General features: G+C 60.6%; 17 protein-coding genes and 1 tRNA gene. 8 read left to right on the top strand and 10 right to left on the bottom strand.

The genetic code is table 11. The features are described from left to right. Positions 1–97 precede the first annotated feature (97 nt). The 4 genes from glmM to ACTM86_RS06180 all read left to right on the top strand — a co-directional run bounded on the left by glmM (position 98) and on the right by ACTM86_RS06180 (position 6,541). The gene (gene glmM / locus ACTM86_RS06165; RefSeq protein ID WP_154517985.1) at positions 98–1,435 is read left to right on the top strand and encodes a phosphoglucosamine mutase; all 1,338 of its coding nucleotides are present in this window, start codon (positions 98–100) and stop codon (positions 1,433–1,435) included. A gap of 101 nt (positions 1,436–1,536) precedes the next feature. Then, positions 1,537–2,004: a PTS sugar transporter subunit IIA gene (locus ACTM86_RS06170; RefSeq protein WP_427719420.1), complete on the top strand. Its 468-nt coding sequence runs from the start codon at positions 1,537–1,539 to the stop codon at positions 2,002–2,004. Positions 2,005–2,276: 272 nt separating this feature from the next. After that, a complete protein-coding gene (gene nagB / locus ACTM86_RS06175; RefSeq protein WP_441016422.1) occupies positions 2,277–3,005 on the top strand; it encodes a glucosamine-6-phosphate deaminase in 729 nt (242 codons plus the stop codon). 539 nt (positions 3,006–3,544) lie between these two features. After that, a complete protein-coding gene (locus ACTM86_RS06180) occupies positions 3,545–6,541 on the top strand; it encodes an AfsR/SARP family transcriptional regulator (RefSeq protein WP_441036924.1) in 2,997 nt (998 codons plus the stop codon). 61 nt (positions 6,542–6,602) lie between these two features. Here ACTM86_RS06180 and ACTM86_RS06185 read toward each other — a convergent pair whose 3' ends face one another. From ACTM86_RS06185 to ACTM86_RS06210, 6 genes are all read right to left on the bottom strand, one after another. Continuing rightward, positions 6,603–6,902, bottom strand: coding sequence for a YhbY family RNA-binding protein (locus ACTM86_RS06185; RefSeq protein WP_427795027.1), 300 nt, complete (start codon positions 6,900–6,902; stop codon positions 6,603–6,605). Positions 6,903–7,059: 157 nt separating this feature from the next. Continuing rightward, positions 7,060–7,785, bottom strand: coding sequence for a methyltransferase domain-containing protein (locus ACTM86_RS06190; RefSeq protein WP_154517973.1), 726 nt, complete (start codon positions 7,783–7,785; stop codon positions 7,060–7,062). A gap of 479 nt (positions 7,786–8,264) precedes the next feature. After that, entirely contained in the window at positions 8,265–9,629 is a 1,365-nt protein-coding gene (locus tag ACTM86_RS06195) for a PFL family protein (RefSeq protein ID WP_427719427.1), read from the bottom strand. A gap of 108 nt (positions 9,630–9,737) precedes the next feature. After that, complete coding sequence (locus ACTM86_RS06200; RefSeq protein WP_441016428.1) at positions 9,738–12,287, bottom strand: homocysteine S-methyltransferase family protein; 2,550 nt, start codon at positions 12,285–12,287, stop codon at positions 9,738–9,740. Between the two features lie 9 nt (positions 12,288–12,296). Next, entirely contained in the window at positions 12,297–13,085 is a 789-nt protein-coding gene (locus ACTM86_RS06205; RefSeq protein WP_441016431.1) for a hypothetical protein, read from the bottom strand. Further along, on the bottom strand, positions 13,085–13,957 hold the full coding sequence (locus ACTM86_RS06210) for a methylenetetrahydrofolate reductase (protein WP_441016434.1): 873 nt from the start codon (positions 13,955–13,957) through the stop codon (positions 13,085–13,087). Before ACTM86_RS06210 ends, ACTM86_RS06205 begins: the two co-directional genes overlap by 1 nt. Positions 13,958–14,452: 495 nt before the next feature. On the opposite strand from ACTM86_RS06210, the gene ACTM86_RS06215 reads away from it, so the two are divergent. Next, positions 14,453–16,540: a glutamine synthetase III family protein gene (locus tag ACTM86_RS06215; RefSeq protein ID WP_441016437.1), complete on the top strand. Its 2,088-nt coding sequence runs from the start codon at positions 14,453–14,455 to the stop codon at positions 16,538–16,540. Positions 16,541–17,111: 571 nt separating this feature from the next. Here ACTM86_RS06215 and ACTM86_RS06220 read toward each other — a convergent pair. The 4 genes from ACTM86_RS06220 to ACTM86_RS06235 all read right to left on the bottom strand — a co-directional run bounded on the left by ACTM86_RS06220 (position 17,112) and on the right by ACTM86_RS06235 (position 21,830). After that, a tRNA-Glu gene (locus ACTM86_RS06220) sits at positions 17,112–17,188 on the bottom strand. A 299-nt stretch (positions 17,189–17,487) separates the two neighbouring features. Next, a complete protein-coding gene (locus ACTM86_RS06225; RefSeq protein ID WP_441016440.1) occupies positions 17,488–19,665 on the bottom strand; it encodes a MurT ligase domain-containing protein in 2,178 nt (725 codons plus the stop codon). Between the two features lie 45 nt (positions 19,666–19,710). Next, positions 19,711–20,754: a hypothetical protein gene (locus tag ACTM86_RS06230; protein ID WP_441016443.1), complete on the bottom strand. Its 1,044-nt coding sequence runs from the start codon at positions 20,752–20,754 to the stop codon at positions 19,711–19,713. Then, positions 20,754–21,830 carry a hypothetical protein gene (locus ACTM86_RS06235; RefSeq protein WP_154517956.1) on the bottom strand — a complete coding sequence of 359 codons (1,077 nt, stop codon included), beginning with the start codon at positions 21,828–21,830 and terminating at the stop codon, positions 20,754–20,756. The genes ACTM86_RS06230 and ACTM86_RS06235 overlap by 1 nt, the downstream gene beginning before the upstream one ends. Positions 21,831–22,330: 500 nt before the next feature. Here ACTM86_RS06235 and ACTM86_RS06240 point away from each other — a divergent pair, with 500 nt between their 5' ends. The 3 genes from ACTM86_RS06240 to ACTM86_RS06250 all read left to right on the top strand — a co-directional run bounded on the left by ACTM86_RS06240 (position 22,331) and on the right by ACTM86_RS06250 (position 26,163). Next, positions 22,331–23,545 (top strand): iron-containing alcohol dehydrogenase, encoded by a 1,215-nt coding sequence (locus ACTM86_RS06240; protein WP_117794788.1) that lies wholly within the window; start codon positions 22,331–22,333, stop codon positions 23,543–23,545. A gap of 152 nt (positions 23,546–23,697) precedes the next feature. Beyond that, entirely contained in the window at positions 23,698–24,765 is a 1,068-nt protein-coding gene (locus ACTM86_RS06245; RefSeq protein WP_441016446.1) for a glycerol dehydrogenase, read from the top strand. Between the two features lie 144 nt (positions 24,766–24,909). Beyond that, positions 24,910–26,163 carry a 4Fe-4S binding protein gene (locus ACTM86_RS06250; RefSeq protein WP_154517950.1) on the top strand — a complete coding sequence of 418 codons (1,254 nt, stop codon included), beginning with the start codon at positions 24,910–24,912 and terminating at the stop codon, positions 26,161–26,163. Positions 26,164–26,268 lie beyond the last annotated feature (105 nt).

Raw genomic sequence — 26,268 nt, forward strand, 5'->3', positions numbered from 1 at the left:
GTACAAGCGGGGCCTGCCGATTGCTCGGCGGGTCCCGCTTTTCTTTTTCGACTAGGGTGGGCGAGTGCGTTTTGCCCACTTGGGAAGGAGCGATCCTATGCCCCAGAACATCTTTGGCACCGACGGCGTCCGTGGCGTCGCCAACGCCGACCTCTCGTGCGACCTCGCGTTTCGCCTTGGCCGTGCGGCGACCAAGTTCCTTGGTCCGGACATTTGCGTTGGCCGCGACACGCGACTTTCGGGCACCATGCTCGAGAGCGCTCTGACCGCTGGCATTATGGCCGAGGGCGGTCGCCCGCACTGCTGCGGCGTTATCCCTACGCCGGCCGTGGCGCTGCTCACCGTCCAAAACGACCTCGACGGCGGCATCGTCATCTCCGCTTCGCACAATCCGCCGGAGTTTAACGGCATCAAGTTCTTTAGCCGCAAGGGCATGAAGCTTCCCGATGCCGTTGAAGAAGAGATCAGCGCCTGGGTCATGTCCGAGGAGGCCATGGCTGCCGACACGCTGCCGACCGGCGCCGGTGTGGGCCACATCATCAAGATGAAGGACGCTCGCAAGGCATACGTCGACCACGCTATCAGCACCCTCGACGGCCTTAGGCTCGACGGCCTGGTCGTTGCCGTTGACTGCGGTCACGGTGCTTCCTGCCAGACCACGCCTGCCGCGCTTCAGCGTCTGGGCGCTACGGTCCACGCCATCAATACCGACTACTGTGGCACCGACATCAATGTCGAGTGCGGCTCCACTCATCTTGAGCCCCTGCGCGAGCTCGTGCTGCGCACCCACGCCGACATCGGCCTGGCCCACGACGGTGACGCCGATCGCGTGCTGTTCGTGGACAGCGAGGGCAACGAGATCGATGGTGATTACATCCTGGCCATCTGCGGCTCTGACCTCGCCGCTCGCGGCAAGCTCGCCAACTCCGAGATCGTCTCGACCGTTATGTGCAACTTGGGCTTTTCCATCGCTATGAAGGAACAGGGCTTTGAGATGGTGCAGACCGCCGTGGGCGACCGCTACGTGCTGGAGCGCATGCTCGCGGACGGCGCCGTTATCGGTGGAGAGCAGTCCGGCCACATCATCTTCCTGGAGCACAACACCACCGGCGATGGCCTGGTGACGGCGCTGCAGCTGCTGGCCGTGCTCAAGCGCACTGGCCGCACCCTCACCGACCTTGCCGGCATCATGAAGAAGTACCCGCAGGTGCTCGTCAACGTGCATTCCGACAACAAGGCCGGTCTGGACGATTGCCAGCCCATTTGGGACGCTGTCGCTGCCGCCGAGAAGGAGCTTAACGGTCGCGGCCGCATCCTGGTGCGCCCGAGCGGTACCGAGCCGCTGGTTCGCGTGATGGCCGAGGCCGAGACGCACGAGCTGACTCAGCGTGTCGTTGACGACATCGTCGAGGTTGTCAAGCGCGAACTTCCCTAATGGTCAAAAACCAATGCCAAGTGGTAAACTACTAAAACTGGTTTTGATTATTGGTATGTCCAAGGGGGAGCATGTTCACTAAAGTCCTAAGGTCTTTTGGTATGCGTGGTCGGGTCCTTACGCTGGATGCTCCCATCTCGGGCGATGTCATTCCGCTTTCCGAGGTTAACGACCAGACGTTTGCCACGGGCCTTTTGGGCCAAGGCGTTGCCATTCGGCCTACGGGCACGCGCGTGATTGCACCTGCGGATGCCAAGATCGAGGCGATTTTTCCAACGGGACACGCCGTTGCGCTCAACACGGTCGATGGCTTGGATGTTTTAATCCACGTTGGACTCGATACCGTTCAGCTCGAGGGCAAACACTTTACCGTGCATGCACAGGTGGGCGATATCGTCCATAAGGGCGATGTGCTTATCGAGTTTGAACGCGAGGCAATCGAGGCCGAGGGCTACGATGTGACGGTTCCCATTTTGGTGTGCAACTCTGTTGAGTTCTCGAGCATCAAGGGCTCCGTCGGCGAGCATGTCGAGGAGATGGATCAGCTCATCGTCGCTCGCGAGCGCTAACTCGTTCGCTTGCCCTTTGGCCTACAATTCAAACACGTTTACGGAGGGCGCCCTTGAAAGAGGGCGCCCTTCGTGGCAAGATGAAAAATGTCCGAGGCTAAAAGGCTTCGGGTCACCGTGGACGGGCAGGGGCCTCGACGCGGCTAGACACGAGATACATACATTACGCGACCTCGCCCTGGTGGCCGCACACGTTGGTTGCGGCCGACGCAGGCCGCGGGCAAGTGCTTGTAAGGGGAGCCTTGCCTCTCTTCTACGAGAAAGGATGCGTAATGAAGATCATTAAAGCTAAAGACTACGAGGATATGAGCCGCAAGGCCGCCAATATCATCTCGGCGCAGGTTATCCTTAAGCCCGATTGCGTGCTCGGTCTTGCCACCGGCTCCACTCCGATTGGCGCCTACAAGCAGCTCGCCGATTGGTACAAGAAGGGCGATATTGACTTCTCCGAGGTCAGCACCTATAACCTGGACGAGTATCGCGGCCTTTCGCACGATGATCCCCAGAGCTATCACTACTTCATGCGCGAGAACTTCTTCGATCACATCAACGTCGATCTGAATAACACGCACGTGCCCGATGGCTCCAACCCCGATGCCGCCGCTGCCTGCTCCGAGTACGATAAGCTCGTCGCTGCCGCCGGTTACCCGGATCTGCAGCTGCTCGGCATTGGTAATAACGGTCATATTGGCTTCAACGAGCCCGATGACCACTTCTCCAAGGGTACGCACTGCGTCGACCTCACCGAGAGCACCATTCAGGCCAACAGCCGCCTGTTCGATAGCATCGACGACGTTCCCCGCCAGGCTTACACCATGGGTACCCAGACCATCATGTATGCCCGCATGATCCTGGTCGTCGCCAACGGCGAGGCCAAGGCTCAGGCTGTGCACGATATGTGCTATGGCCCGGTTACGCCCGAGTGCCCGGCTTCGATCCTGCAGCTGCACACCAACTGCGTCGTCGTTGCTGACGAGGCTGCCCTTTCGCTCTGCGAGTAGTACAATCCGAGCGATTTGTTATTGCTTTGTTACAGGCTCCCGTTCTGCGGGGGCCTTTTTTATTATGCATATGCGGGACGGCGGCTAGCTTATAGACTCATGGGCCCTTATGCTGCGTCCGTCCGCAATATCTGCCAGCGGAATCAGAATGAGCGCGGGCTTTATGGTGTGCATAACATTAGCTTGCCAAAAGCTTGACGGTGGTGCCTCGTATAGTGTGATGCATTCTCTAGCATATTCTATTCAAATATGCTACTAATGAGTCGCAAACGGTAGCAGCGCGTAGGCGAGTTGCGCAACAAAATATTACAAGCCCCATTGCGTTACACTGCCAAATGAGTGGGACATGCTGGCAAGCGCATTGACCTGCGCAAAGACCGGTTGGTTGGGGGAAAAGTTTCAATCGGCGCTCGCTGAACAAAAACTTGCCAAATGCGAACCGAAAGACAACCTAAAATTCTGCGTCGTTCGATTTACGGGATGGCTTGGGCTGTCTTGCGATTACGGTGTCCATGTGGCCGAGGTAAGGAGCGAGCATGATGAACGGGCTGAACGATACGGACGATCTCGAATTGGCGCCATTGGGCACAGGTTATATGGTCCGACGTGATCGCCTGATGAGCGAGTTGATTGTCAAGGGCCGCAAGGCGGGCATTGTGTTGCTCTATGCACCAGATGGGTTTGGGAAAACATCGATATTGCTTCAGTACACTCAGGAAGTCAAAAGCGACCCGACGCGCGGTCTGGTACGAATCATCGAGGCTGACCGCGCGATTGCCCGCGAGGTGTTTATGCAGCTCGAAGTGGTCACAGATGAACTTGAGGACAAACCGCGATCGTTGATTGCGATTGATAACGTCCCCAACCTCGATCAGCAAGATACCGAGGAGCTTATCGATCGAATTCGAGGCCTGCGCACTATGGGGATCGGGGTCTTTGTCACCTGCCGCCCCTCAAATCGCCAGTTGATTCGCGGGCTGGGTGACTCGGTCAAGATCAATGCGCAGATGCTCAAGGTGCATGCCTATGAGTATTCGGCTTGGGCATCGGCGTTCTCGATTAGCACGTCGCTCGATTTTTACCAGCTCACACAGGGTGTTCCCGAGTTGGTCTCGGCTATGCAGACGGGGCTGTACGGAGAGGGCGACGTTGCCAGCTTGCTCGAAAACGAGATTGTCAACGTATACGGTGCGGCACTTGCCGATATGGCATCAATCGATAACGGCGCCCTATTTAACGTGGCGTGCGTGATGGCCCTGATGGGCGAGGGCAAGATTGCGGAACTTGAGGCATGCGGTGTCAGGCTCTCCATGATCGATCAGTCCTATCTTGTTCGTGATTATCCGATTTTTGGTGTCGATCCGGTCGACCGAAGCTTTACGTGTATGGGCACCGAGGATAACGCGCGCCTGAGATTACGAAAAATGGTTGCGGAAATTCGTCCAGAGCTCGTTATGCGCGCGGCACGCATTCTGCTCAAGGCGGGCCGATGCGATGCTGCCATGGATTTGGCAGATGCCTTTTTGGATCGTGACGCCGTCCTTGAGCTTGCTGGACAGTATGGTGTCGATTTGGCTCTGACTGGGCATGGAGGGGATGTCTGTCGCGCGGTACTGAGGACGACGGATGCCGACAAGCCCGCGTTGGAGCCGACGCCCACCGAGGCACTTGGTGTCTATTTGGCGGCGGTAAGCGTTTCGAATACTAAACTGGCCCGGTATATGGCCTCGATTGTCGAACATGCGAGCGCACAGTCGGTCCGCGAGATTGATTTGGTTTCTTGGAAAGTCGCCCAGGTGCTTACGGTCGTCTGTTATGGAGATTGCGAGCTTGGGCTTCCAGCCAATCCTGCTCTTCCAAAAAATGAGGCATCTTGTGCTGCGCTCGATATGCTGTCGGCGCATATCGAGGTTAAGAGCCGGCTGACCGAACAGGCGAAAGACGGCGCAGCACTTTCGGGACTCAAGGCGAACAAGGTATATGATTGCGAACTCGATATTGCAGAGATTCTCATACGGTCAGATCGGATGTTGATGGAGCTCTTCGATGGGTCCTTTATGGGAATCGATGAGCGTGACGACGAGATGTCTCGAACACGGGAGGCACTCGATGCTCGTGGGCTTAAGGCACCGGCTGTCTGGGTGCGTATGGTGCTGGCGGCACGGCGTCTGCTTGCAGGCCTGCCAATGACTGACGATACGGCGTTTAATGAGCTCGATCGCTTTGCCGTGCGCGTGCGTGACAATCAAATCCAGCTGTTTGGCCTGCTACTTGAAGGCTGGCAGGCGCTCGCCGAGGGGCGCCCGGTCAACGCGAAGTTCCGCGCGGTCCAGGTGCTCAAGCTTGCTGACGAGTCGATCGCATATATGCGCGACAACGCGTTGCTGTTGGAGCGTGCATCAAGCCTTCGCAATACGTCGATGGTGTCGGTACGAGAAGAGGCAGAGCTGCTCGACCTAAGTCGGACACAAGTCGGCGGCGCGGAGGCTTGGGTCGTAGCACTGCATTTGGCGTCTGCGGGCCGTGACAGCGATCTTGCCGCCTGGATGTCTATGAATCGTTCTGGGATTCTGGAGCCAGCGTATCGGCTGTTTGCACGCCTTGCGATGCATTGCTTGGGCGAGCCTGCTGCCAAGATTCGAAAGAAGCTCCCGGTGCGTGAGCTATCGCGATATTCGCTGCGCGACGATTTGGAGGGAGAGAGCGAGCGGCTGTTCCAGGTCGGCGAGGTCGAACCCGTCGACGCTATCGATCATATCGAGATTCGCATGTTTGGCGCGTTTCGTGCCGAGCGCGACGGATTTCCCATCACAGACAAGATGTGGCGTCGTAAGAAAGCGGCAACGCTTGCCGAGCGGCTTGCGTTGGGTATCGATTCGTTTGTCGATCGCGAGACCTTGGCTATGGAACTGTGGCCACATGCCGAGTACAGTAGCGCCCGTAACAACTTGTATTCGACTGTGTCACGCTTACGATCCGCTTTGGGACCCACGCCAGATGGCAAGTCGTGCGTCCTGATCCAAAACGACTGCCTTGGCCTCAACAGGGATTACGTTAAGACCGATGTGAAGCTATTTGAGCAGATAAGCCGCGAAATTCTGGGTAATCGCACAAGAGTGCGTGGGCCTCACCTGGTCGAGCTGTGTCTTAAGATCGAACAGCTCTATACCGGACCGCTGTATATCCCCAACGGTTGCAATCCGACGTACTTTTTGCGCATGCGCCGCATCATGCAGTCGAAGTTTATCGACTGCATGATAGTGGGAGCAAGCGCTGCGTTGGAAGAAAACGACCTGCAGTCGGCAATCTGGCTGGTAGAAGCGGGGCTACGTCAGGAGACCGCACGCGAGGACATGGTGCGATGCGCCATGCGCGTGTACGGAGCGGCGGGGAGACGCCGCGATATCGTCGAGCTCTATAGCGGGCATATCCATCATCTTAAGGAACAGGTCGCAGGCGTTCCCGAGCCCGAGACCAAGCGTCTCTACGAGCGTCTGGTCGAAAGCAGGGTCAACCGACCGTTCATTGAGCGATAAAAAACGGGCGCCCGCATCATTCGGGCGCCCGCAGGCTTGCTCTGTGTGAACCGATCGGCCCTTAGACGAGCTTGATCTTCTCGATATCCTTGCGCGAGGACTCTCGATACAGCGAGAACTTGCGACCGATAACCTGAACGACGTCGGCGTGGCAGCGCTCGGCGAGTTCCTCGGCGGCCTCGCGGGCAGAAAGGCTAGAGCCGTCCAGCACGGAGCACTTAACGAGCTCGTGCTTTTCCAGGTAGGCGGCCGTCTGCTCGACGGTACCCTCGTTGACATCGGACTTACCGATGATGATGGCGGGGTTGAGGTGATGGGCCATGCTGCGAAGCTGCTTGACCTGGGCTCCTGTCAGTGCCATGGGATCTCGCTTTCTATGTATGGGGCGCCCCGCGATGGGGCCTTAATCTACGTGAGCTGTCCCACGATAGCGCAGGAACGGCGCGGTGTGGAGCGCGTTTGCCAGTTCGCAAAGAATGCGGATGCCGGGCGGGTAGACGATGCATACTTTAGATGGGCTACGGTCGGGGCGCAGAGACCGGCTCCCAGGCGATGAACGCCCATCGGACCTTGCGGATGTGGTCGAGCATGTAACGTCCCTGCGGCACGCCCTTGGATCCCGGCTCGCCGGCATGGGGGTTCTCGATCATATGTTGGGCGATATAGTCGCGCAGACGATCGATCTTATCCTCGTTGCCATGCTCGAGCATACGGGAGAGGTCCGCCACGCCGGCCTCGAGGCTATCGAAGGTGTCACGACGGGGCGATTCAAAATACGTGACCTGCGGTAGTGCGCCCATCTGAATAAGGATGTTAAAGGCGTACACAAAACCATTGCTACGGGTAACCGAGGCGCCGATGGCATTCATCACGTGCAGGTCATAGCGCGGGCTGGAGTTGGCGACCATCGTGACAGCACAACGCCGCCGAGCCGTACGGTCGAGCTTGGCAAGCGCGCCTTTTAGGTCGTTCGTAGTAACCGAGCGACTCGCAAAGGCAACATCTACCGCTTTCGCGACCGGTCCAACCAAATCCCAGTCATCATCCCAAGCAAGCTCAAGCGGTGTAATGCGATCCTCGAGCCCATAGTACTCAATGCCAGCATCAAGCGTGCCCAACATAGCAGGGGAAAAATCAGCGGCAATCACGGGATGTCCAGCCTGAGCAAGCGGAATAGCAATCGACCCAGCCCCACACCCCATATCCAGCACGGATTCACCAGGCTTTAACGCCAACAGCTTCATAAAGTCCCGGGCATACGGAGCAGTCTCAAGCGGCCGAAAATGCCGAGCCCGCTTATCCCATTCAAAAGAATCATCAGCCCGCCGCCGACCAGCCTGCAAGCGCATCCATTCGCCATTCCAATCCGCAGAAAGAAGCTCAGATTGAATTACACCATCAGCCACGGGCCATCCCCCTTACAACAAAAAAGCGGCCCCTCCCAAAAGAAGAGCCGCAACAAGCATATATCAGAAAAAGAACCGTTCCAACGCCAAACCGCCGCACCAGCCAAGTGGTGCAGGAGCGAAGCAACTGCAACCGGGATAGAACCCAACTGAGGTCCCGTTGTGCGGGAGCCCCGGGGAGGGCAAATATATAAGGTCGATCGCGAGTTCTGCACGAGCCGGAGAGCACTTAATGTGCTCTCCGTGCGAGTCAGGACTGTCCGAGCAGGCGACCTTATATATTTGCCCTCCCCGGGGCTCCTCGCCAGTCCCCTCAGCTAGTTCTTGAGCGAGTTCAGCGGCGCCGGGAAGCGTCCACCGCGGTGGGCAAGCACGGTGCCGGCGTTGGGGTTCACCGGCATGATGGGCGCACGGCCAAACAGACCGCCATACTCGACGCAGTCGCCCACGCCCTTGCCGATGGCGGGAATCACGCGCACGGCCGTGGTCTTATTGTTGATGACGCCGATGGCCATCTCGTCGGCGATAATGCCGGCGATAGTCTCGACCGGGGTGTCGCCGGGAATGGCGATCATGTCCAGGCCAACGGAGCACACGCAGGTCATGGCCTCGAGCTTCTCGAGCGAAAGCGCGCCGGCCTCGACGGCGGCGATCATGCCGGCGTCCTCGGACACGGGGATAAAGGCGCCCGAGAGGCCGCCCACGCTGGAGCTGGCCATGACGCCGCCTTTCTTGACGGCATCGTTGAGCATGGCGAGAGCGCAGGTCGTGCCGGGGCCACCGCAGGTGCCCACGCCGATGATCTCGAGGATGCGCGCGACGGAGTCGCCGACGGCAGGCGTAGGCGCCAGCGACAGGTCGACAATGCCTTTCTCGACACCTAGGCGACGGGCGGCCTCGCGACTCATGAGCTCGCCGGCACGGGTGATCTTAAAGGCGGTCTGCTTAATCTTTTCGGCGACTTCCATCATCGATGCGGAATCGGGCAGCTTCTCCAGGGCTGCGGCCATAACGCCGGGGCCCGAGACGCCTACGTTGATGACGGCGTCGGCCTCGCCACCGCCGTGAACGGCGCCCGCCATAAACGGGGAGTCCTCGACCATGTTGGCAAAGCAGACAAACTTGGAAGCACCGACGGAATCCTCATCTGCCGTAAGCTTGGCGGCATCGATGATGGTCTGAGCCGCCATGAGCACGGCGTCCATGTTGATGCCGGCGCGCAGGCTGGCGACGTTGACGCTGGAGCAGACGCGGCTGGTGGTAGCGAGCGCCTGGGGGATGGACTGGATGACGCGGCGGTCGGCGTCGCCGATGCCCTTCTGGACGAGTGCGGAGAAGCCGCCCAGGTAATCGATGCCGAGCGTCTCGGCCGCGCGGTCGAGGGCATGCGCGATGGGGGTGAGGTCCTCATCCTTGCAGCACGCGGCGATCTGCGCCACCGGGGTGACGGAAACGCGCTTGTTGACAATGGGGATACCGTACTCGCGCTCGAGGTTCTCGGCGGTCTCGACCAGATGCTCAGCCGTGTGCGTCACGTGGTCGTAGATCTTCGTGCACATGCGGTCGAGGTTCTCGTCGCCGCAACCCATGAGCGAAACACCCATGGTGATGGTCCTGATGTCGAGGTTCTGCTCCTCAACCATGCCGCGGGTTTCCGCGATTTCTGCGGGCGTGATCGCCATCCTTGCACTCCTATCTGCCAAAACGAGCATAGTCTTGTCTATTCTAACGTGCCGCACGTGCCAAGTGGCGCATGCGGCACGTTTTGGTGCTCGGTTGTTTCCGTTGTGTTACTGCCCAAAGACCTCTTCGGCGATACGAGCGCTTTCGGCGGCGTCCTTGGCGTAGTAGTCCGCGCCGATCTGCTTGGCGTATTCGGGGGTGAGTACGGCGCCGCCTACGATGATCTTGACGTCCGGCACCTCGGCATGAAGCAGTTTGATGGTCTCCTCCATAGCGACGACCGTGGTGGTCATAAGCGCCGAGAGGCCGACGAGATTGATGTCGCGCTCCCGTACGGTCTTGAGCACCTCCTGCGGGTCGACGTCGCGGCCTAGGTCAAAGACGGTATAGCCGTAGTTATCGAGCAGCATCTTGACGATGTTCTTACCGATGTCGTGGATGTCGCCTTTGACGGTGGCCACGCAGATTTTGCCCTTGTCGGCAATCTCGCCGGCGGGCATCCGGCGCTTGATGGTGTCAAAACCCACGCGCGCGGCCTCGGCCGAGGCCATGAGCTGCGGCAAGAAGAACTTTCCCTGGTCAAAGAGGACGCCAACCTCGTCGAGGGCGGGGATAAAGTGGTTGTTGATGAGGTCCATGGCGTCGTGGTCTGCCAGCAGACGCTCGGTCTCGGCCGCAATCTCGCCTTTGCGGCCCGAGACGACCATGCGACGAATCGGGTCGTCGTTGCCGTCGGTGCCAGCGGCGGGCACAGTGTCGGTCGATACTGTCTGAGCCGCCGCCGGGTTCGAGGCGATCTTGTACGGATCGGTCCAGCCGGCGTAGCGCTCGATGTATCCGGTCGAGCCCTCGTCCTCAACGCTCAAGACGCGATAACTGTAGACGGTATCCATAAAGCGCTTGGAGCCCGGGTTCATGATGGGGGCGTCCAGGCCCGCGCCAAAAGCGGCAGCCAAAAAGACCGAGCCCAGCAGCGGGCGGGCGGGCAGACCAAAGCTGATGTTCGACACGCCGAGCGCGCATTTGACGCCCAGACGCTCCTTACACAGGGACATGGCGCGCAGGATCTGTTCGGCTTGGCGTTGATTGGTCGAGGCGGTCATGACCAGACAGTCGATGAGGATGCGGTCCGGTCCGATGCCGTAGCGGGCGGCCTCGGCCACGATGCGCTCGGCGATGGCGAAGCGAGCCTCGGCGGTATCGGGAATGCCGCCTTCGTCGAGCGTGAGGCCGACGACGTTGGTGCCGTAATGGGCGACCAGCGGAAAGATCTCATCCATGATCTGCTGCTTGCCATTGACCGAGTTGATGATGGGCTTGCCGGCGTAGCGGCGCACGGCGGCCTCGACGGCTGCGGGGTCGGTGGAGTCGATCTGCAACGGCAGCAGCGTGGAACCCTGGAGCTGCTCGGTGGCCTGTTGGATGATCTTGACCTCGTCGATCTCGGGCAGGCCCACGTTGACGTCCAGGATGTCGGCGCCTTGCTCCTGCTGGCTGATGCCCTGGCTTACGACGTAGTCCAGGTCGCCGTCGCGTAGGGCCTGCTGCAGGCGCTTTTTGCCGGTGGGGTTGATGCGCTCGCCGATGACGGCGATCTTGTGGCCGTCACAGGGGAGGTCCACCACGGTCTGGGCGCTTGTGACCGACATGCTGGGCTTGCGGCGGCGCGGACTGGGCGTGTGGTTATCGATAAGCGTGCGCAGCGCTGCCATGTGCGCCGGCGTGGTGCCACAGCAGCCGCCCACGACGCTTACGCCGTCGGCGATCATGCCGGCGACGGCCTTGGCGTATTCGGGGGCCTGGATGTCAAAGACGGTGTTACCGTTGTCGTCCACGTGGGGGAGTCCCGCGTTGGCCTGCACCATAACGGGCTTGTCGGTAACGGCGAGCATGCGTGCGGCGAGTCCTCGGAGCTCGGCCGGTCCCTGGCTGCAGTTGATGCCCAGGACGTCGGCGCCGATGGCGTCGAGCGTGATAGCGGCAACCTCGGGACTCGTGCCCAGGAAGGTACGGCCGTCCTCCTCAAAGGTCATGGTGGCAAAGACGGGCAGGTCGGAGTTCTCGCGGCAGGCAAGGACTGCCGCCTTGATCTCGGCAAGATCGGTCATGGTCTCGATAATAAAGAGGTCCACACCCGCGTCGACGCCAGCGCGCACTTCCTCGGCAAAGAGGTCATAGGCCTCGTCGAAGCTGAGGGTACCCAAGGGGCGAAGCAGCGCACCGATGGGGCCGATGTCGCCGGCGACGTAGTGGGCGCCGGCCGCGCGGGCGCAGGCGACGGCGGCGGCAAAGACATCTGCCACGGTGGCGGCACCGTCGAGCTTGTGGGCGTTGGCGCCAAAGGTGTTGGCGGTGATCACATCGCAGCCGGCCTCGACATACTGACGCTGAATATCGGTAATGACCTGGGGCTCCTCAAAGTTGAGCAGCTCGGGCAGGGCGCCGGCCTTCATGCCGGCCGCCTGCAGCATGGTGCCCATGCCGCCGTCGAACAGCAGGTGCCCCGTGCCCTCGATGGCGGCGCGCAGGCGATCGTCCTTAATGTAAAGGTCGTCGATCGTGCGCGTCTTGTACGTGGCGCCCTTGCGGCGGGCAGCATCAACGGGCGCCGCCAGCGCGGCGCCGTCCAGATCATGAGTGATAAGCGGAGTAAACATCGGGGGCTCCTAATGGCTGGAATAGCAGGTGGTGTGGGCGGCGCGGAAGCGGCAGTGCTCGCGCATGCGGCAGATATTGCAGGTGGGGCGACTCTGGGCGTCGTGGACCTCGCCGTCAAACAGGCCGATCACCGCGGTCACGCTCTTTGTGGGCATGAGCAGGCTGGTAGGTGTGACGGTAAGCCCGATGAGCCGCGTGGCGTTGAGTGCAGCCACGATTGAACGCTGAGCCGCAAGCGGGCAGTCGCCGTAGCCGGGACTGAAGCGCCAGTTACCGGCGAGTCCGTGTGCGGCGGCCGCAGCCTTGACCTGCTGGTCCATCTGCTCGACGGCAGCTTCCACATAGGCGGAGCACGCGGCATCGAGCACGGCTCCCTCTAGGGGCTGCTGGGCTCCCGTGGTGCGCAGGCGACGCTCGGCGTCCATGCCGAGGGTGCATGCCATGAGCGCGGCAAAGCGGGCGTCTTTGAGATGTCGATAGATATCGCGACCGCGCAGCTCAACGTTGGTTCCAACCAGACGGATGCTGGGCTCTCCCTGCTCGTCCACGCCCATGGCATCGACGGCAAATACGCGGCGCACGCCACGGGGCTCAATGTCCAGTTCCAAACGTTCAACGACAAGCTCAATACGCTGCGACAGCTCGGGCTCAATCTGCTGGCCGCCGTAACCCAGATACCGCAGCATCTCGGCACGATCGACGCGGGGATGGTGGGCATCATCGATACGGTAGAGCGCCGGCGACGCAAGGTCGGCCGGCACTTCACCAAAAGCTGTATCGATGTGCGGTTTTTCCATTACCCCAGGCGCTCCATAATGGTTGCGGCGATCGCAGGACGATTCATAGTGTACAGGTGCAGGCCGTCGGCGCTGTGCTCCTTAAGGTCGCAAAGCTGGCGGGCTGCATAATCTACACCGGCTGCCTGCAGGCTCTCGGGGTCGTTCTCGTATTTGGCGAGAATCTTGATGACGGGGGAGGGCAGCGACGCGCCGCACATAAAGACCATGCGGCTGATCTGCGACTTGCCCATAAACGGCATGATGCCTGCGGTAATGGGCACAGTGATACCGGCCTTGTCGGCAAGCTCGCGAAAACGGTAGAAGCACTCGTTATCAAAAAAGAGCTGCGTCACAAAGAAGCTCGCGCCGGCGTCCTGCTTTTGCTTGAGATATTCGACCGAGAGGTTGAGATTCTCACAGGCAATGTGGCCTTCGGGGTAGGCTGCGGCGCCCACGCAAAAGCCGGCGTCGACGAGCTCGGGGATGAGATCGCGGGCGTAGGCGTAGTCCGAGGCGGGCTTGTCATTCTCGCTCGCGCCGGCGGGAAGATCGCCACGCAGGGCCAGCACATTTTCTACGCCGGCGGAGCGGTATTCGTCGATCTTGGCGGCGATATCGGCATGCGTGCGGCCAACGCAGGTGAGGTGCGCCACCGAGGGCGTATCGAATTCGCCCGTAATCATATGCGCGATGGGGGCGGTGGTGGCGCCGTTGCCCGAGCCGCCGGCCGAGCAGGTGACCGAGACAAAGCTCGGCGAAAGCTTGCACAGATTACCAGCCACCTCGCGAGCCGTGTCGAGGGTAAGCTCGCCCTTGGGCGGGAACATCTCAAACGAAACGGGCGTGGTGCCCTGGGATGCTGCCTGCTTAAAAACCTCGTCGACGCGCATATCGTGCTCCTTTAGATACATTAGCGTGATGTGTTGTAAGGATTCTACAGCACCGCTGCGCTACGGCGGAGTTTTACTCGCTATTTGGAAATATCAATCGAAGATGTTTCGCTATCGGCATTCCCTATAACAGCGTAGCTAATTTGGAGCTTTTTTATCCCATGAACCAGGTACGCAGGGTAGTCTTTTTGGGACGGGGCTTTTTTAGCTACCCAATCCGGCGCCTCCAAAGCTTGAGACCATATTTAAATAGGGCAGCTAAAAAAGCCCCGTCCCAAAAAGACTACCCTTAAACCATGCGGAGAGATCTGCAATTTATACAGTTGATTGACTGTTGAGGGTGGCAACATTGCCGCGATGCGGTAACCTCATTGATTAGTTTCGCGACGGCAACATAACGGTAATGTCGCGGAAACACGGCGAGTCTAAGCTATGACTCGTTCGTTAGTAATCAACACCGCTTCTCACGCGGTGCCGATACGAAGGGAGTTCCGTATGGCCGAACTTACTGACCGCTTCGGGACCATGGTGTTCTCTGAGGAAGTCATGAAGGACTACCTCCCCAAGGACATTTGGAAGCGCCTTGCTGCAACCCTCGAGGACGGTGAGCCGCTCGATCTGGATGTGGCCAACGCCGTTGCCCATGCCATGAAGGTTTGGGCCATCTCCAAGGGCGCGACGCACTACGCGCACTGGTTCCAGCCGCTTTCGGGCATTACTTCCGAGAAGCACGACAGCTTCCTCGAACCCAACCACGACGGCACCGCTATTACCAAGTTTACGGGAAAGAACCTCATCCAGGGCGAGCCGGACGCCTCCAGCTTCCCCAACGGCGGCCTGCGTGCCACCTTCGAGGCCCGCGGCTATACCGCTTGGGATCCCACCAGCCCCGCCTTTATCAAGGACGATGTCCTGTGCATCCCCACGGCTTTCTGCTCCTACACGGGCGAGGCCCTGGACAAGAAGACCCCGCTGCTGCGCTCCATGACCGCGCTCTCGCGTGAGTCCAAGCGCGTATTGGCGCTGTTTGGTAAGACCCCCAAGAAGGTCGTTCCTTCCGTGGGCGATGAGCAGGAGTACTTCCTGATCAAGAAGGACGCTTACCGCAAGCGCAGGGACCTGGTCATCACCGGCCGCACCCTCTTTGGTGCTGCTCCCTGTAAGGGCCAGGAGCTCGAGGAGCACTACTTTGGCGCTATCCGCCCCACCGTCTCGGCTTATATGAAGGACCTGGACGATGAGCTGTGGGCGCTTGGCATTCCCGCCAAGACCAAACACAACGAGGTCGCTCCCTGCCAGCATGAGCTCGCCCCCGTCTATGGCGAGGTCAACGAGGCCATCGACCAGAATCTGGTCATGATGGAGAAGATGAAGCTCATCGCCTCCCGCCACGATTTGGTCTGCCTGCTGCACGAGAAGCCCTTCGAGGGCATCAACGGTTCGGGCAAGCACAATAACTGGTCGCTTGGCACCGAGTCCGAGAATCTGCTCGATCCGGGCGACACCCCGCTCGACAACCTGCAGTTCATCGTCTTCCTCACCGCGGTGATCGAGGCCGTCGATAACTATCAGGAGCTCCTGCGTGCCTCCGTTGCCTCGGCCGGCAACGATCATCGTCTGGGCGCCAACGAGGCTCCTCCGGCGATTATGTCCATCTTCCTGGGCGACCAGCTTACCGAGGTCGTCGAGAAGATTATCGATGGCAAGGCTTCCGTCCATGCCACGCGCGGCGTGCTCGACCTGGGCGCCGATACCCTGCCCAAGCTGATGCAGGACAACACCGACCGCAACCGCACCTCTCCGTTCGCCTTCACCGGCAACAAGTTCGAGTTCCGTGCCTGCGGCTCCGAGCAGAACGTCTCCGACTCCAACCTGGTACTCGATGCCGCCGTGGCCAAGTCGCTCAAGTCCTTCGCCGACGCACTCGAGGGTACGCCCAAGGATAAGTTCCAGGACGCCGCGCTCGAGTACTGTAAGAAGGTGCTGACCGATCACCAGCGCATCCTGTTCTCCGGCGACGGTTACTCCGACGAGTGGCCCATCGAGGCCGAGAAGCGCGGCCTTGCCAACAACAAGACCACGGCCGACGCTCTTCCCGCCTTTGTTTCCGATAAGGCTATCGCGCTCTTTGAGGAGACGGGCGTTCTGACCAAGGCCGAGGCTCAGTGCCGCTACGACTGCAAGCTCGAGAAGTACAACAAGCTCATGAACATCGAGGCTACCACGATGATTCGCGAGGCACGTCGTACCTATCGTCCGGTCATCACTGCCTATGCCACCAAGGTCGCTAAGGGCCTTGAGACAATTCGTGCCGCCGGTGCTGAGGCCGCCATGCAGTGCGAGCAGAACACGCTCAACAAGCTCTGCAACGGTATCACCGCCATCAACGACTCCATCAAGGCGCTCGACGCCGTGCATCAGAAGGCCGAGGCTCTCGATGGCCAGGAGCAGGCCAATGTGTATGCACACGAGGTCGTTCCCGCTATGGATACGCTGCGTGCCTCCGTGGATGCCATGGAGGAGATCGTGGCCGCCGACTACTGGCCGGTCCCGACCTACGACGACATTCTGTTCTACGTGTAGGGCATAGCCAGCATATCGTCACGGTATTAAGCCGGGGTCCGCATCGCGCGGGCCCCGGCTTTTTGATTGCGAAGGACGCTTTGGAGTCCGTTTTGCCGCCGATTTGCCGGGGTCCGCACCCTGTCGGGTTCGAATCCCGGCGTTGGGGTAGAAAAAAGCCCGCCACCGCGAGGGTAACGGGCTTCTCGTTTCAAATGGTGCCCCCAGCGGGATGTCCGCGGGCGGCTGGCGCCGCCCGCTTCCGCTGCGTTGCTTCGCTCCTTGCGTGCTGCGCTGGAAAACGCTCACGCGTTTCCTCAGCTCCGTACCCTGTCGGGTTCGAATCCCGGCGTTGGGTAGAAAAAAGCCCGTCACCGCGGGGGTAACGGGCTTCTCGTTTCAAATGGTGCCCCCAGCGGGATGTCCGCGTGCGGCTGGCGCCGCCCGCCTTCGCTGCGTCGCTTCGCTCCTTGCGTGCTGCGCTGGAAAACGCTTCGCGTTTCCTCAGCTCCGCACCCTGTCGGGTTCGAATCCCGGCATATGGGTAGAAAAAAGCCCGTCACCGCGAGGGTAACGGGCTTCTCGTTTTAAATGGTGCCCCCAGCGGGATTCGAACCCGCGATATCCACCTTGAAAGGGTGGCGTCCTTGGCCGCTAGACGATGGGGACAGCGGGAAAGAGTATAGCAGACTTTTTTATCCGTTCACATATCGTTGGCAAACTGAAAAACCACCACACAGGAGCTGGCCCTCTCCCCCCGATCTTCAAAAATCTCAATCTATAACATCTGGGCGGGTAAATCGGCCTTATCTGTTACAGATTGAGACAAAATGCAGGCGTCGGGACGAACGTCTCAATCTGTAACAGTAAGACGACCTTTGGTGGTCTAGATGTTACAGATTGAGACAAACCGCTGGGACGGGTCAAAACCACCACAAAGATGCCTGTCCCTTTGTGGTGGCGGGGCGTTAGGGGAGGAGCTTCATCGCGGCGTCGTGGGCGGCGTGCTCGTAGGTGTCGTCGAGGGGCTTGAGCGGCAGCAGGGCGGCGGCCTGTGCATCGCCACGGCGCTCAAGGGCATGGGCGATGAGCCAGTCGGCGAGCTCGGGGTTCTTGGGCAGTGCCGGTCCGTGTAGGTACGTGCCGATGACGCCCTTGTAGATGAGGCCCTCAAGGCCGTCGTCGCCGTTGTTGCCGGTGCCCGTGACGACAGATGTTCCGAGCGGCGTGGCCTCTGCATCGAGCAGGGTGCGGCCGCCGTGGTTCTCGAACCCCACAAAGGGCTCGGGTGCCAGGTCGGTCTTGACGGCGACGTTGCCTATCAGGCGGTCGGAGCCGCGCACGGTCTCGGCGGCGATGACACCTAGACCCTCGATGCGATTCTCGCCCATATAGTACGAACGACCGAGCAGCTGATAGCTGCCGCAGATAGCGAGCAACGAGCCGCCGTCCTCAACATATGTCGCAACCTTGTCCTTTTGAGCGAGCAGCTCGTGTGCTACAGCCAACTGATCGCGGTCGGCACCGCCGCCCATCATGACGATGTCGGCGTCGGTAAGATCGAGCGTCTCGCCCATGCGGACCTCGTCCACGCGCGCGGGAATGCCGCGCCAGGCGCAGCGGCGCTCGAGGGCGATGACGTTGCCGCCGTCGCCATAGAGGTTGAGGGCATCGGGATACAGATAGACGATGCGCAGCGGGCGCGGAAGCTCGACCGGCGCAATATCGGTGGGGACGGCGCTGCCATCGGTGCGTGTTACGGCGCAGGAGGCAACCGAGCTCGCATCGGCGTCTTTAAGTCCGTCGAGCTCTTTGACCAGCGGCGGGAATGCCGTGTAATTGGCGACGGCGTAGAAGGTGTCATCGGCGGCCTCATCTGCCACGGCGCCGATCGCCTGCTCGATATTCGAGATGATGGCGGCGTCGATGCCGGCGTACTTCAGGCGCACCTGCATGTCGTGCGCGCGCGTACCCCCGGCAAAGGCGATAAGCCCTGGGGTATCGGCGATGCGCTCGAAGTCGACGTCGTAGATCCACGAGACATCGTGGCCGTCGGCGTCGTTGTCATTCAGGAAGAAGGCGCAGAGTCTGCCGCCTGCCGTTTTAATGGACTGGATCTGGCGATCGAAGCCCACGGGATTTTTGGCCAGGTTTGCCTCGACGGTACGGCCGGCAATCTCCCAGCGGCCCATGCGTCCGCCGGCGGGGACGTAGGCATCGAGCGTGGGCTGCAGATGCGCTGCGTCCACGCCCAACTCGCGCGCCGCAAAGAAGGCGGCGGCAACGTTGTAGACCATGTACAGGCCGTTGTAGCGTGTGGCGATGTGCGTTGCGGGCGCTTTTGCCTCGGGTCCAAAGGCCAGGTCAAAGCCGTAGCCGTCGCAGCCGAGCTCAACGCCTGTCACGCGACGGACCAGCGCGGGGCGACCCCAACCGCACGAAGGACAATGATAGGCGCCGAGCTGGCCGTACTGAACATAGTCGTACTCTAACGGCGCGTTGCATTGCGAGCAAAAACGCGAGTCGCTAATGCGATCGGACTCGGTGCCCGTGGCGCCGTCGATGCCAAAGGCGATGCTCACATTGGGGACGCGTGCGGCGATCGAGGCGCAGAGCGGGTCGTCGGCGTTATAGATGAGCGTCGTTGCCGGCGAAAGCTCCAACGCGTGGGCTATGACGTCCTGGGTGTGGTCGATCTCGCCGTAGCGGTCCAGCTGGTCGCGGAACAGGTTGAGCAGCACAAAGTACGTTGGCTTGAGCTTGGGCAAGACGCGCACCGTGTAGAGCTCGTCGCACTCAAAGACGCCCACGCGCTTGCCGCTGCCGGCACGCTTAAGATCGCTGCGGCCCTCGAGCAGGGCACCCACCACGCCCGGCTCCATGTTGTTGCCGGCGCGGTTGCATACCACGGTGGCGCCGCTGGCGGCAACGGCGTCGGCGATGAGGTTGGAGGTGGTGGTCTTACCGTTGGTGCCGGTGACCACCACGCTGCGGTCGACAAGGCTCGCGAGGTCGCTTAGCAGCTCGGGGTCGATCTTCATGGCGATGCGGCCGGGGAGTACGCCGCCCTGGCGCTTAAGGATGGAGCGCAGCCCCCAGCGGGCGATATCGCTCGAAGTGCAGGCGAGAGATGAGCGGAAGTTCATGAAGCCGTTCCTAACGTGAATGACATGGTCGTGGCGATCGTGCCGTTAAAAGCCATAACGGCGCGCAAATTCCTGGGCAAGCTGCGATACGTCTTCGCAAGCGTTGGCCCAGGGGGCAAAGTCGGGAGTATCCGAGATGATACCGTCGGCCTCCCAAACTGCCTGGTGCGAAAGGTCCCAGGGGTCGTGCGGCTCGGGCCGGCAGGGAAGGTACGGCGTCTGATACATGGGGTTCAGCAAAAAGAACGCGCCGCCCTCGCAGCGGTTGGCAAACTCACGCAGGGCGCGTGTCGCCGGGCGCATCTTGTTCGTTTTGAACAGCAGGATCGTGCGGGCGAGTAGGTACCAGGGGGAGTTCTCAAGGGCATCGGCCCCCATCTGCTCCTCGAGCTGGTGGGCCAGGGCAAAAAAGCCGTCCTCGTCTTCCAGACGAGCGAGGGCGAGTAGCACGGTGCCGGCAGCTCGGGTGGGATAGCCTTCCGCCTTAAGAACACGGCGAGAATAGTTGACGGCAGCACGGTAGCGAGCGCTCGCCATGCACAGCTGCGAGATGGCCTCGAGCGTGTGGAGCCACCCGATAAGCGCCGGCTCGCTCACGGTGAGATCGGCCGCCGTCACGCCGTCTGCCAGCACCTTGTTGGTCCAGTAGTGCGGGGCCTCCATATCGAATCCGGGCACGCTTTGCCGCAGGTAATCGGCTGTGGTCGCCTCGAGCTTCATCAGGTCGCCCAGGCAGGCGTCGACGGGCGTGTCCGCCAAAATGATGGCAAGCAGCTGGGCATCGAAGACATACGCATCGACGCGGACGATCTTGAGCAGCTCATCGCGCATATCGTCGAACAGGCGGTTGCGCGTCTGCTCAAACTCCTCATCGCTGCCCATATCCTCGATACGATGGAGCTCGTCGAGCAGGTGGCGGTGAACGCCGGCATAGGAAAGCAGTGCCTGGGCATGCTCGGTCTGCGCATACTTATGAGGGTTGACGCTCACGTCGTTATGGACAAGATCGCGTGCTGCATCGGTGAGTTCGGGGTGCGACGCAACGTAGGCGCGCTCCAGGTAGGCGGGGATGTAGACGCTCGGATCCATTAGAGGTCTCCTCCCTTAAACGGCAAGCCCTGCTCGGCCGCCCGCAGGATGCGCTCGTCAATCTGGGAACGCACGATATCGTTGGTGGCGACCCAGGCGGCAAAGCTGGCGTTGTCGGGGGCGCCCAAGCCCTCCTGCAGTACCGGCGTCGCTTCGGACAGCGCAAGGACAAGCTCGTCGGTGGAGCCCACGCCCACGTTGACGCGGGCATAGACGCCATCGGGAAACTCGGTTTGAAAGTAAAGCGCCTCGGCTGCGTGCGGGCACGAGCGCGCAAGGATGCGCAAGTAGTGTTCGGCGCCCTCGTAGTCCAGCTCGCGCCAGGCAGCGCTCATCAGCGCGATGAGCGTCCACGGGTCTAAGTCGCGCTCCGCGTCCTTGGGACGACGGCGCAGCGGCGTGTTGGCAAGATAGGGGACGGAGTGGGCAGAGCGAAAGCGTTTGAGCTCCTCGGCGGGGTATTCGAGTTTTGCCATGGCGAGCATCGCAGTGTGGCGGACACCGGCCGGATCGTTGGGGGCAAAGTCCAGGCTGCGGTTTGCGGTTTCGAGCGACAGGCGGTAACGGCCGCTAATGAGGGCGCGCGACGCAAGGGCGGCAAGCCAGCGCAGGTAGGGGCGGCGTGTAAGGTCGCCTGCGGCCTCGCGCTCGTAGGGGTCCTGCGCCGAGGCGATCTTGAGTGCCAGGTCGTGCTCGACTTCATCGCGCTTGGATACCAAGTACTGTACGTACTCCTCGTTGGAGTTAGCGGTGAGGGCGGTCAACATGCGCTGAGCGTCCCAGTTGGTCGGGTCGAGTGCGGCTGCCTCGCGAAGCATGTTTTCGGCAGCGGTCTCTTCTTGCTCTGCCTGGGTATCGTCAGGGATAAAGGGAATGCGGTAGTCGACAGCCTCGACTACCTTGGCAATCAGATGTCCGGCGCGGTCGCGGTCGTGCACGATGAGCGGCGCGGGGTTGCGGGTGAATTGTTCCATCAGACGCTCTACGGCAGGGCCGTCGGTGAGCGGGATATTGTCGCGGCGCAAGGCCTCAAGAACGAGGCGATGGCAATCTTCTTGAATGGGATCGAATGCCATGGGGCCTCCTTTGCTGCGGTTAGGGTTCAAATGTCTCTATATAAGGTTCTAGTTTACCCGCATGAGGCACATTGGGAGTGCCGCACTTGGACATGCACCTTTGCACCACGAAGACGGATGTCGCATAAATGTCGGCACCTTGGACGACCGAGTGGTATCACGGTGCCGCAAACGGTCGATTTTTGGCGGCGAACGGTGTGTCTTTTGGAGGGGCACAGTCCTGCCCTGGATATGTGGTCAACCTTGATAAAACGTTTGCCCAGCTTGGGAGTATGAATGCCGCATAAGGGTCTTCAGGGATAGAAAAAACGTTTCATCATTGTCGACTTTCGGTAAATAACTGACCAACCAGAACGGTAAAATAATGTTTGTCTGAGCGTTGAGACGTTTAGACATCGCGCATTGTCATCGCCGGCAAGGCGCAAAACGGTCCTAACGGAGCCAATCGGGTGCTCCGTTATATACGCAAGTCTAAGAGGGGCTTGTTTAGGAGGCACAGTATGGGACGTTTTACCAATCCTCGCGATCTGTACTTTGGTGAGGGCGCTCGCCACGAGGTGAAGAACCTCAAGGGCAGCAAGGCCATCATCGTGACCGGCGGCGGCTCCATGCGCCGCGGCGGTTTTTTGCAGGACGTCGAGGCCGACCTCAAGGAGGCCGGTTTCGAGGTCAAGCTGTTCGAGGGCGTCGAGTCCGATCCGTCCGTCGAGACGGTCATGAAGGGCGCCGAGGCCATGACCGAGTTCCAGCCCGACTGGATTATCGCCATTGGCGGTGGCTCGCCCATCGATGCCGCTAAGGCTATGTGGCTGTTCTACGAGTATCCCGAGGAGACCTTCGAGGAGGCAGTCGTCCCGTTCTCCTTCCCGGAGCTCCGTCAGAAGGCTCACTTCTGCGCCATCTCCTCTACCTCCGGCACCGCTACCGAGGTCACCGCGTTCTCCGTCATCACCGACTACGCCAAGGGCATCAAGTACCCGCTGGCCGACTTCAACATCACCCCTGATGTCGCCATCGTCGACCCCGAGCTCACCTACACCATGCCCGCCAAGCTGTGCGCTCACACCGGTATGGACGCTCTGACTCACGCCATCGAGGCCTACGTCTCCACCGCTGGCTCCATGTACACCGACGCCAACGCCCTGCATGCTATCCGCGAGATCGTCGAGTGGCTGCCCAAGTCCTATCAGGGCGATCATGAGGCCCGCCAGCACATGCACGACGCCCAGTGCATCGCCGGCATCGCCTTCTCCTCGGGTCTGCTGGGCATTGTCCACTCCATGGCTCACAAGACCGGTGCCGCCTTTGAGGGCGACCACATCATCCACGGTTGCGCCAACGCCATGTACCTGGGCAAGGTCATCCAGTTCAACGCCAAGGACGCTCGCGCCAAGAGCCGCTACGCCTTCATCGCCAAGGAGATCCTGCACCTCGCCGGCGAGACCGAGGACGAGCTGGTCGAGGCTCTGGTCCAGGAGATTCGCGACCTCAACGACAAGCTCGACATCCCGCAGGGCATCAAGAACTACGGTGCCAAGGGCGTGAAGGCCGACGAGTCCATCATCGATTACGATGAGTTCGAGGCTAAGAAGCACGACGTTGCCGCCAACGCCATCCTCGACGCCTGCACGGGCTCCAACCCGCGCCAGCCGTCTCAGGAGGAGATGGAGCAGCTGCTCGAGTGCGTCTACACCGACACCCCGGTCACGTTCTAATCGGCACACATTGTTCTGATAAGGGTCTCGCGCTCTGTGCGCGGGACCCTTTTTGCTATGGTGCAATCTAACCTGTCCTCAATGCGCCAAGTTGCCACAAGGGGACAGGTGGCTTTGCACCAATCGTTGTTTGATGAAGGGCGGATTCTCGTATGGCGCTTCCTATGGTTTATGGCGGTCCCGGCCGGTATGTTCAGGGGTCGGGCGAACTTTCGCGTCAGGGCAGATATTTGTCATGGTTGGGCTGCGCTGCCTATGTCTTGTTTGACCAGGGCACCGAGGATCGGCTGTGCAGGCAGATCGTCGATGGATTTCTGGACGAAGATCTAAGCGAGCCGTTCTTTAAGATTTACAACGGTCCGTGTACGGAAGAGGCCGTTGTCGAAATGGCCAAGGAAGCCCAGGCCGAGTGTTGCGACATGGTGGTCGGCATCGGTGGTGGCAAGATGCTCGATATCGCCAAGGCCGTTGCGTTTTATGCCGAGTTGCCGTTGTGCGTATGCCCCACGGCGGCTTCGATGGACGGCCCGTGCAGCGCGATTTCGGTGCTGTATCACGAGGATGGGTCGTTCGACCGCTATCTGATGCTCGAAAAGAATCCAGATTTGGTTGTGGTCGATACCGGCGTGGTCGCGGCAGCCCCGCTGCGTATGACGGTCGCTGGCATGGGCGACGCACTGGCAACGTATTTCGAGGCGCGTTCGTGCGCCGCGGCGCACGGCGCCAACGAGCACGGTGGCGCGCCGGGACACTTGGCCTTGGTTGCGGCTCGTGCCTGCTATGACACACTCATGGAGTGCGGCGTCGCTGCCAAGCGCGATCTCAAAAAGGGCCGTATATCGCCGGCGGTTGAGCGCCTGATCGAGTGCAATATCCTACTCTCGGGCGTCGGCTTTGAGAGCGGTGGCCTAGCGCTTGCCCATGCCATCGCCAACGGCCTGACGATTCTGCCCGAGTGCAAGGCCATGCACGGTGAGGCCGTGGCATTTGGCCTGGTGGTGCAGCTTCGTTTGGAGCGCGCTCCCGAGCTTGATCAGGTGCTCGAGTTTTGCCGGCGCGTTGGTCTGCCGACGACACTCGAGGAGCTGGGCCTTGGCGAGATTTCCGATGCCGACCTGCTGAGCGTTGCGGACGCAACTTTTAAGAACGAGCGCAATATGGCAAACGAACAGGCCAAGGTGACCAAACAAAAGCTCGTGCAGCTCATGTGCGAGGCATAGCTTGGCGCTTGATTGACCTTGTGCAATCGAGGCGGCGATAGGCCATTTGTCTCAAAGATGCGCCGCATGTAATTTGCCCGAGGCGTGGGCCGATGGCGTATCATTATCTCTTGCTTGTTTGCACTGCTCAGGGAGGGGCCGCGCATGGCGCAGGAACACGATCTGTTTGATGACATTATCGAGATCAGCAAGGGTTTCGACTTTCTTAAAAACCCGCTTGGCGGTGTGACCGATGCGCTCGATCCGTCGGCGCCGCAGTGGAATCCCGCCGACTACAAGGAGCGTCCGCGCGGCAACACCATTCCGTGCCTGACCTGCAAAAACGAAAAGAGTGGCTGCTCCGCGTGCATGGATGTGTGCCCGGTCAACGCTATCGAGGTCGAGGAAGACTCCATCGAGATTCTCGACTCCTGCCGCAAGTGCGGCCTGTGCGCCGCTGCCTGTCCGACCGAGGCAATCATCTCGCCGCGCCTGGCGCCCAAAAACCTGTATGACGACATTGTCTCGGCGGCAACGAGCCACGAGACCGCCTACGTCACCTGCACACGCGCCCTTAAGCGCATGCCGCGCGAGAACGAGGTCGTCGTTGCCTGCGTGGGCGATATTACGGCCGAGACCTGGTTCTCGGTACTGGCGGACTATCCCAACGTGAGTGTGTACCTGCCCCTGGGCGTGTGCGATAAATGCCGCAACACCGGTGGCGAGGATATCCTGGGCGAGGCGATTGCGAAGGCTGAGGAGTGGTCTGGCACGGGTATGGGCCTGGAGGTCGACCCCAAGAGCCTCAAGTGCCATAAGCTCCGCGAGTACGAGCGCAAGGAGTACATGGAAAAGATTGCCCGCACGACGGGTCTGACGGTGACCAAGCTCAACCCGGCGACGGCGGCGCTGGCCTCGGTGACGCAGAAGTTGAAGGCCCATCGCCATCAGATCACCCAGCTGGAGCGCACGCTCAACACCATGTGCGGCACCACGACGGCAAAGCGTCGCCGTTCGCTCACACATGGGCGGCAGCTGGTGCTTTCGACACTGCAGAACCATCCCGAGCTTGCCCAGAACATGCAGGTGAGCACGCCGGAGTGCGACTTTGACAAGTGCACGTCGTGTGGCGAGTGCGTCAATGTATGCCCCACGTTCGCCTGCGATTTGGTGGGAAGCGGCCGCTTCGCGTTGGAGTCCACGTATTGCTTGGGCTGCGGTGCCTGTGTCAAGGTTTGTCCCGAACATGCGCTCAAGCTGGTCGAACACGATGCGTCCAACTTGGTTGTCGTCGACCCCGAAGCCGAGGAAAAGGCCGCTCAGAAGGCCAAAGCCCACGAAGAGGCCCAAAAGGTAAAAGCCGAGGCGAAGGCCAAGCTCGACAAGATGCTCGACCAGGTGGAGAAGCTCGCGGACTAGCCAGCTACCCCAATCTCTGCTTCATTTGCGCCGCCGCGGTGTCCGGATTCGCCCGGATGCTGCGGCGGCGCTATACTTATGCAGTTTGAAGTACCTGTACCAAAA

The organism is Collinsella sp. HCP3S3_E11, from assembly GCF_052067375.1.
In the GTDB taxonomy this organism is placed as follows: Bacteria; Actinomycetota; Coriobacteriia; order Coriobacteriales; family Coriobacteriaceae; genus Collinsella.

What these genes read in the sequence shown, in the direction of transcription:
- ACTM86_RS06245 (WP_441016446.1), top strand. Translation starts at nt 23,698, where the DNA reads ATGGCGCTTCCTATGGTTTATGGCGGTCCCGGCCGGTATGTTCAGGGG.
- ACTM86_RS06195 (WP_427719427.1), bottom strand. Translation starts at nt 9,629, where the DNA reads ATGGCGATCACGCCCGCAGAAATCGCGGAAACCCGCGGCATGGTTGAG.
- ACTM86_RS06210 (WP_441016434.1), bottom strand. Translation starts at nt 13,957, where the DNA reads ATGCGCGTCGACGAGGTTTTTAAGCAGGCAGCATCCCAGGGCACCACG.
- glmM (WP_154517985.1), top strand. Translation starts at nt 98, where the DNA reads ATGCCCCAGAACATCTTTGGCACCGACGGCGTCCGTGGCGTCGCCAAC.
- ACTM86_RS06215 (WP_441016437.1), top strand. Translation starts at nt 14,453, where the DNA reads ATGGCCGAACTTACTGACCGCTTCGGGACCATGGTGTTCTCTGAGGAA.
- ACTM86_RS06240 (WP_117794788.1), top strand. Translation starts at nt 22,331, where the DNA reads ATGGGACGTTTTACCAATCCTCGCGATCTGTACTTTGGTGAGGGCGCT.
- ACTM86_RS06170 (WP_427719420.1), top strand. Translation starts at nt 1,537, where the DNA reads ATGCGTGGTCGGGTCCTTACGCTGGATGCTCCCATCTCGGGCGATGTC.
- ACTM86_RS06205 (WP_441016431.1), bottom strand. Translation starts at nt 13,085, where the DNA reads ATGGAAAAACCGCACATCGATACAGCTTTTGGTGAAGTGCCGGCCGAC.
- ACTM86_RS06235 (WP_154517956.1), bottom strand. Translation starts at nt 21,830, where the DNA reads ATGGCATTCGATCCCATTCAAGAAGATTGCCATCGCCTCGTTCTTGAG.
- ACTM86_RS06230 (WP_441016443.1), bottom strand. Translation starts at nt 20,754, where the DNA reads ATGGATCCGAGCGTCTACATCCCCGCCTACCTGGAGCGCGCCTACGTT.
- nagB (WP_441016422.1), top strand. Translation starts at nt 2,277, where the DNA reads ATGAAGATCATTAAAGCTAAAGACTACGAGGATATGAGCCGCAAGGCC.
- ACTM86_RS06200 (WP_441016428.1), bottom strand. Translation starts at nt 12,287, where the DNA reads ATGTTTACTCCGCTTATCACTCATGATCTGGACGGCGCCGCGCTGGCG.
- ACTM86_RS06180 (WP_441036924.1), top strand. Translation starts at nt 3,545, where the DNA reads ATGAACGGGCTGAACGATACGGACGATCTCGAATTGGCGCCATTGGGC.
- ACTM86_RS06250 (WP_154517950.1), top strand. Translation starts at nt 24,910, where the DNA reads ATGGCGCAGGAACACGATCTGTTTGATGACATTATCGAGATCAGCAAG.
- ACTM86_RS06225 (WP_441016440.1), bottom strand. Translation starts at nt 19,665, where the DNA reads ATGAACTTCCGCTCATCTCTCGCCTGCACTTCGAGCGATATCGCCCGC.
- ACTM86_RS06185 (WP_427795027.1), bottom strand. Translation starts at nt 6,902, where the DNA reads ATGGCACTGACAGGAGCCCAGGTCAAGCAGCTTCGCAGCATGGCCCAT.
- ACTM86_RS06190 (WP_154517973.1), bottom strand. Translation starts at nt 7,785, where the DNA reads ATGAAGCTGTTGGCGTTAAAGCCTGGTGAATCCGTGCTGGATATGGGG.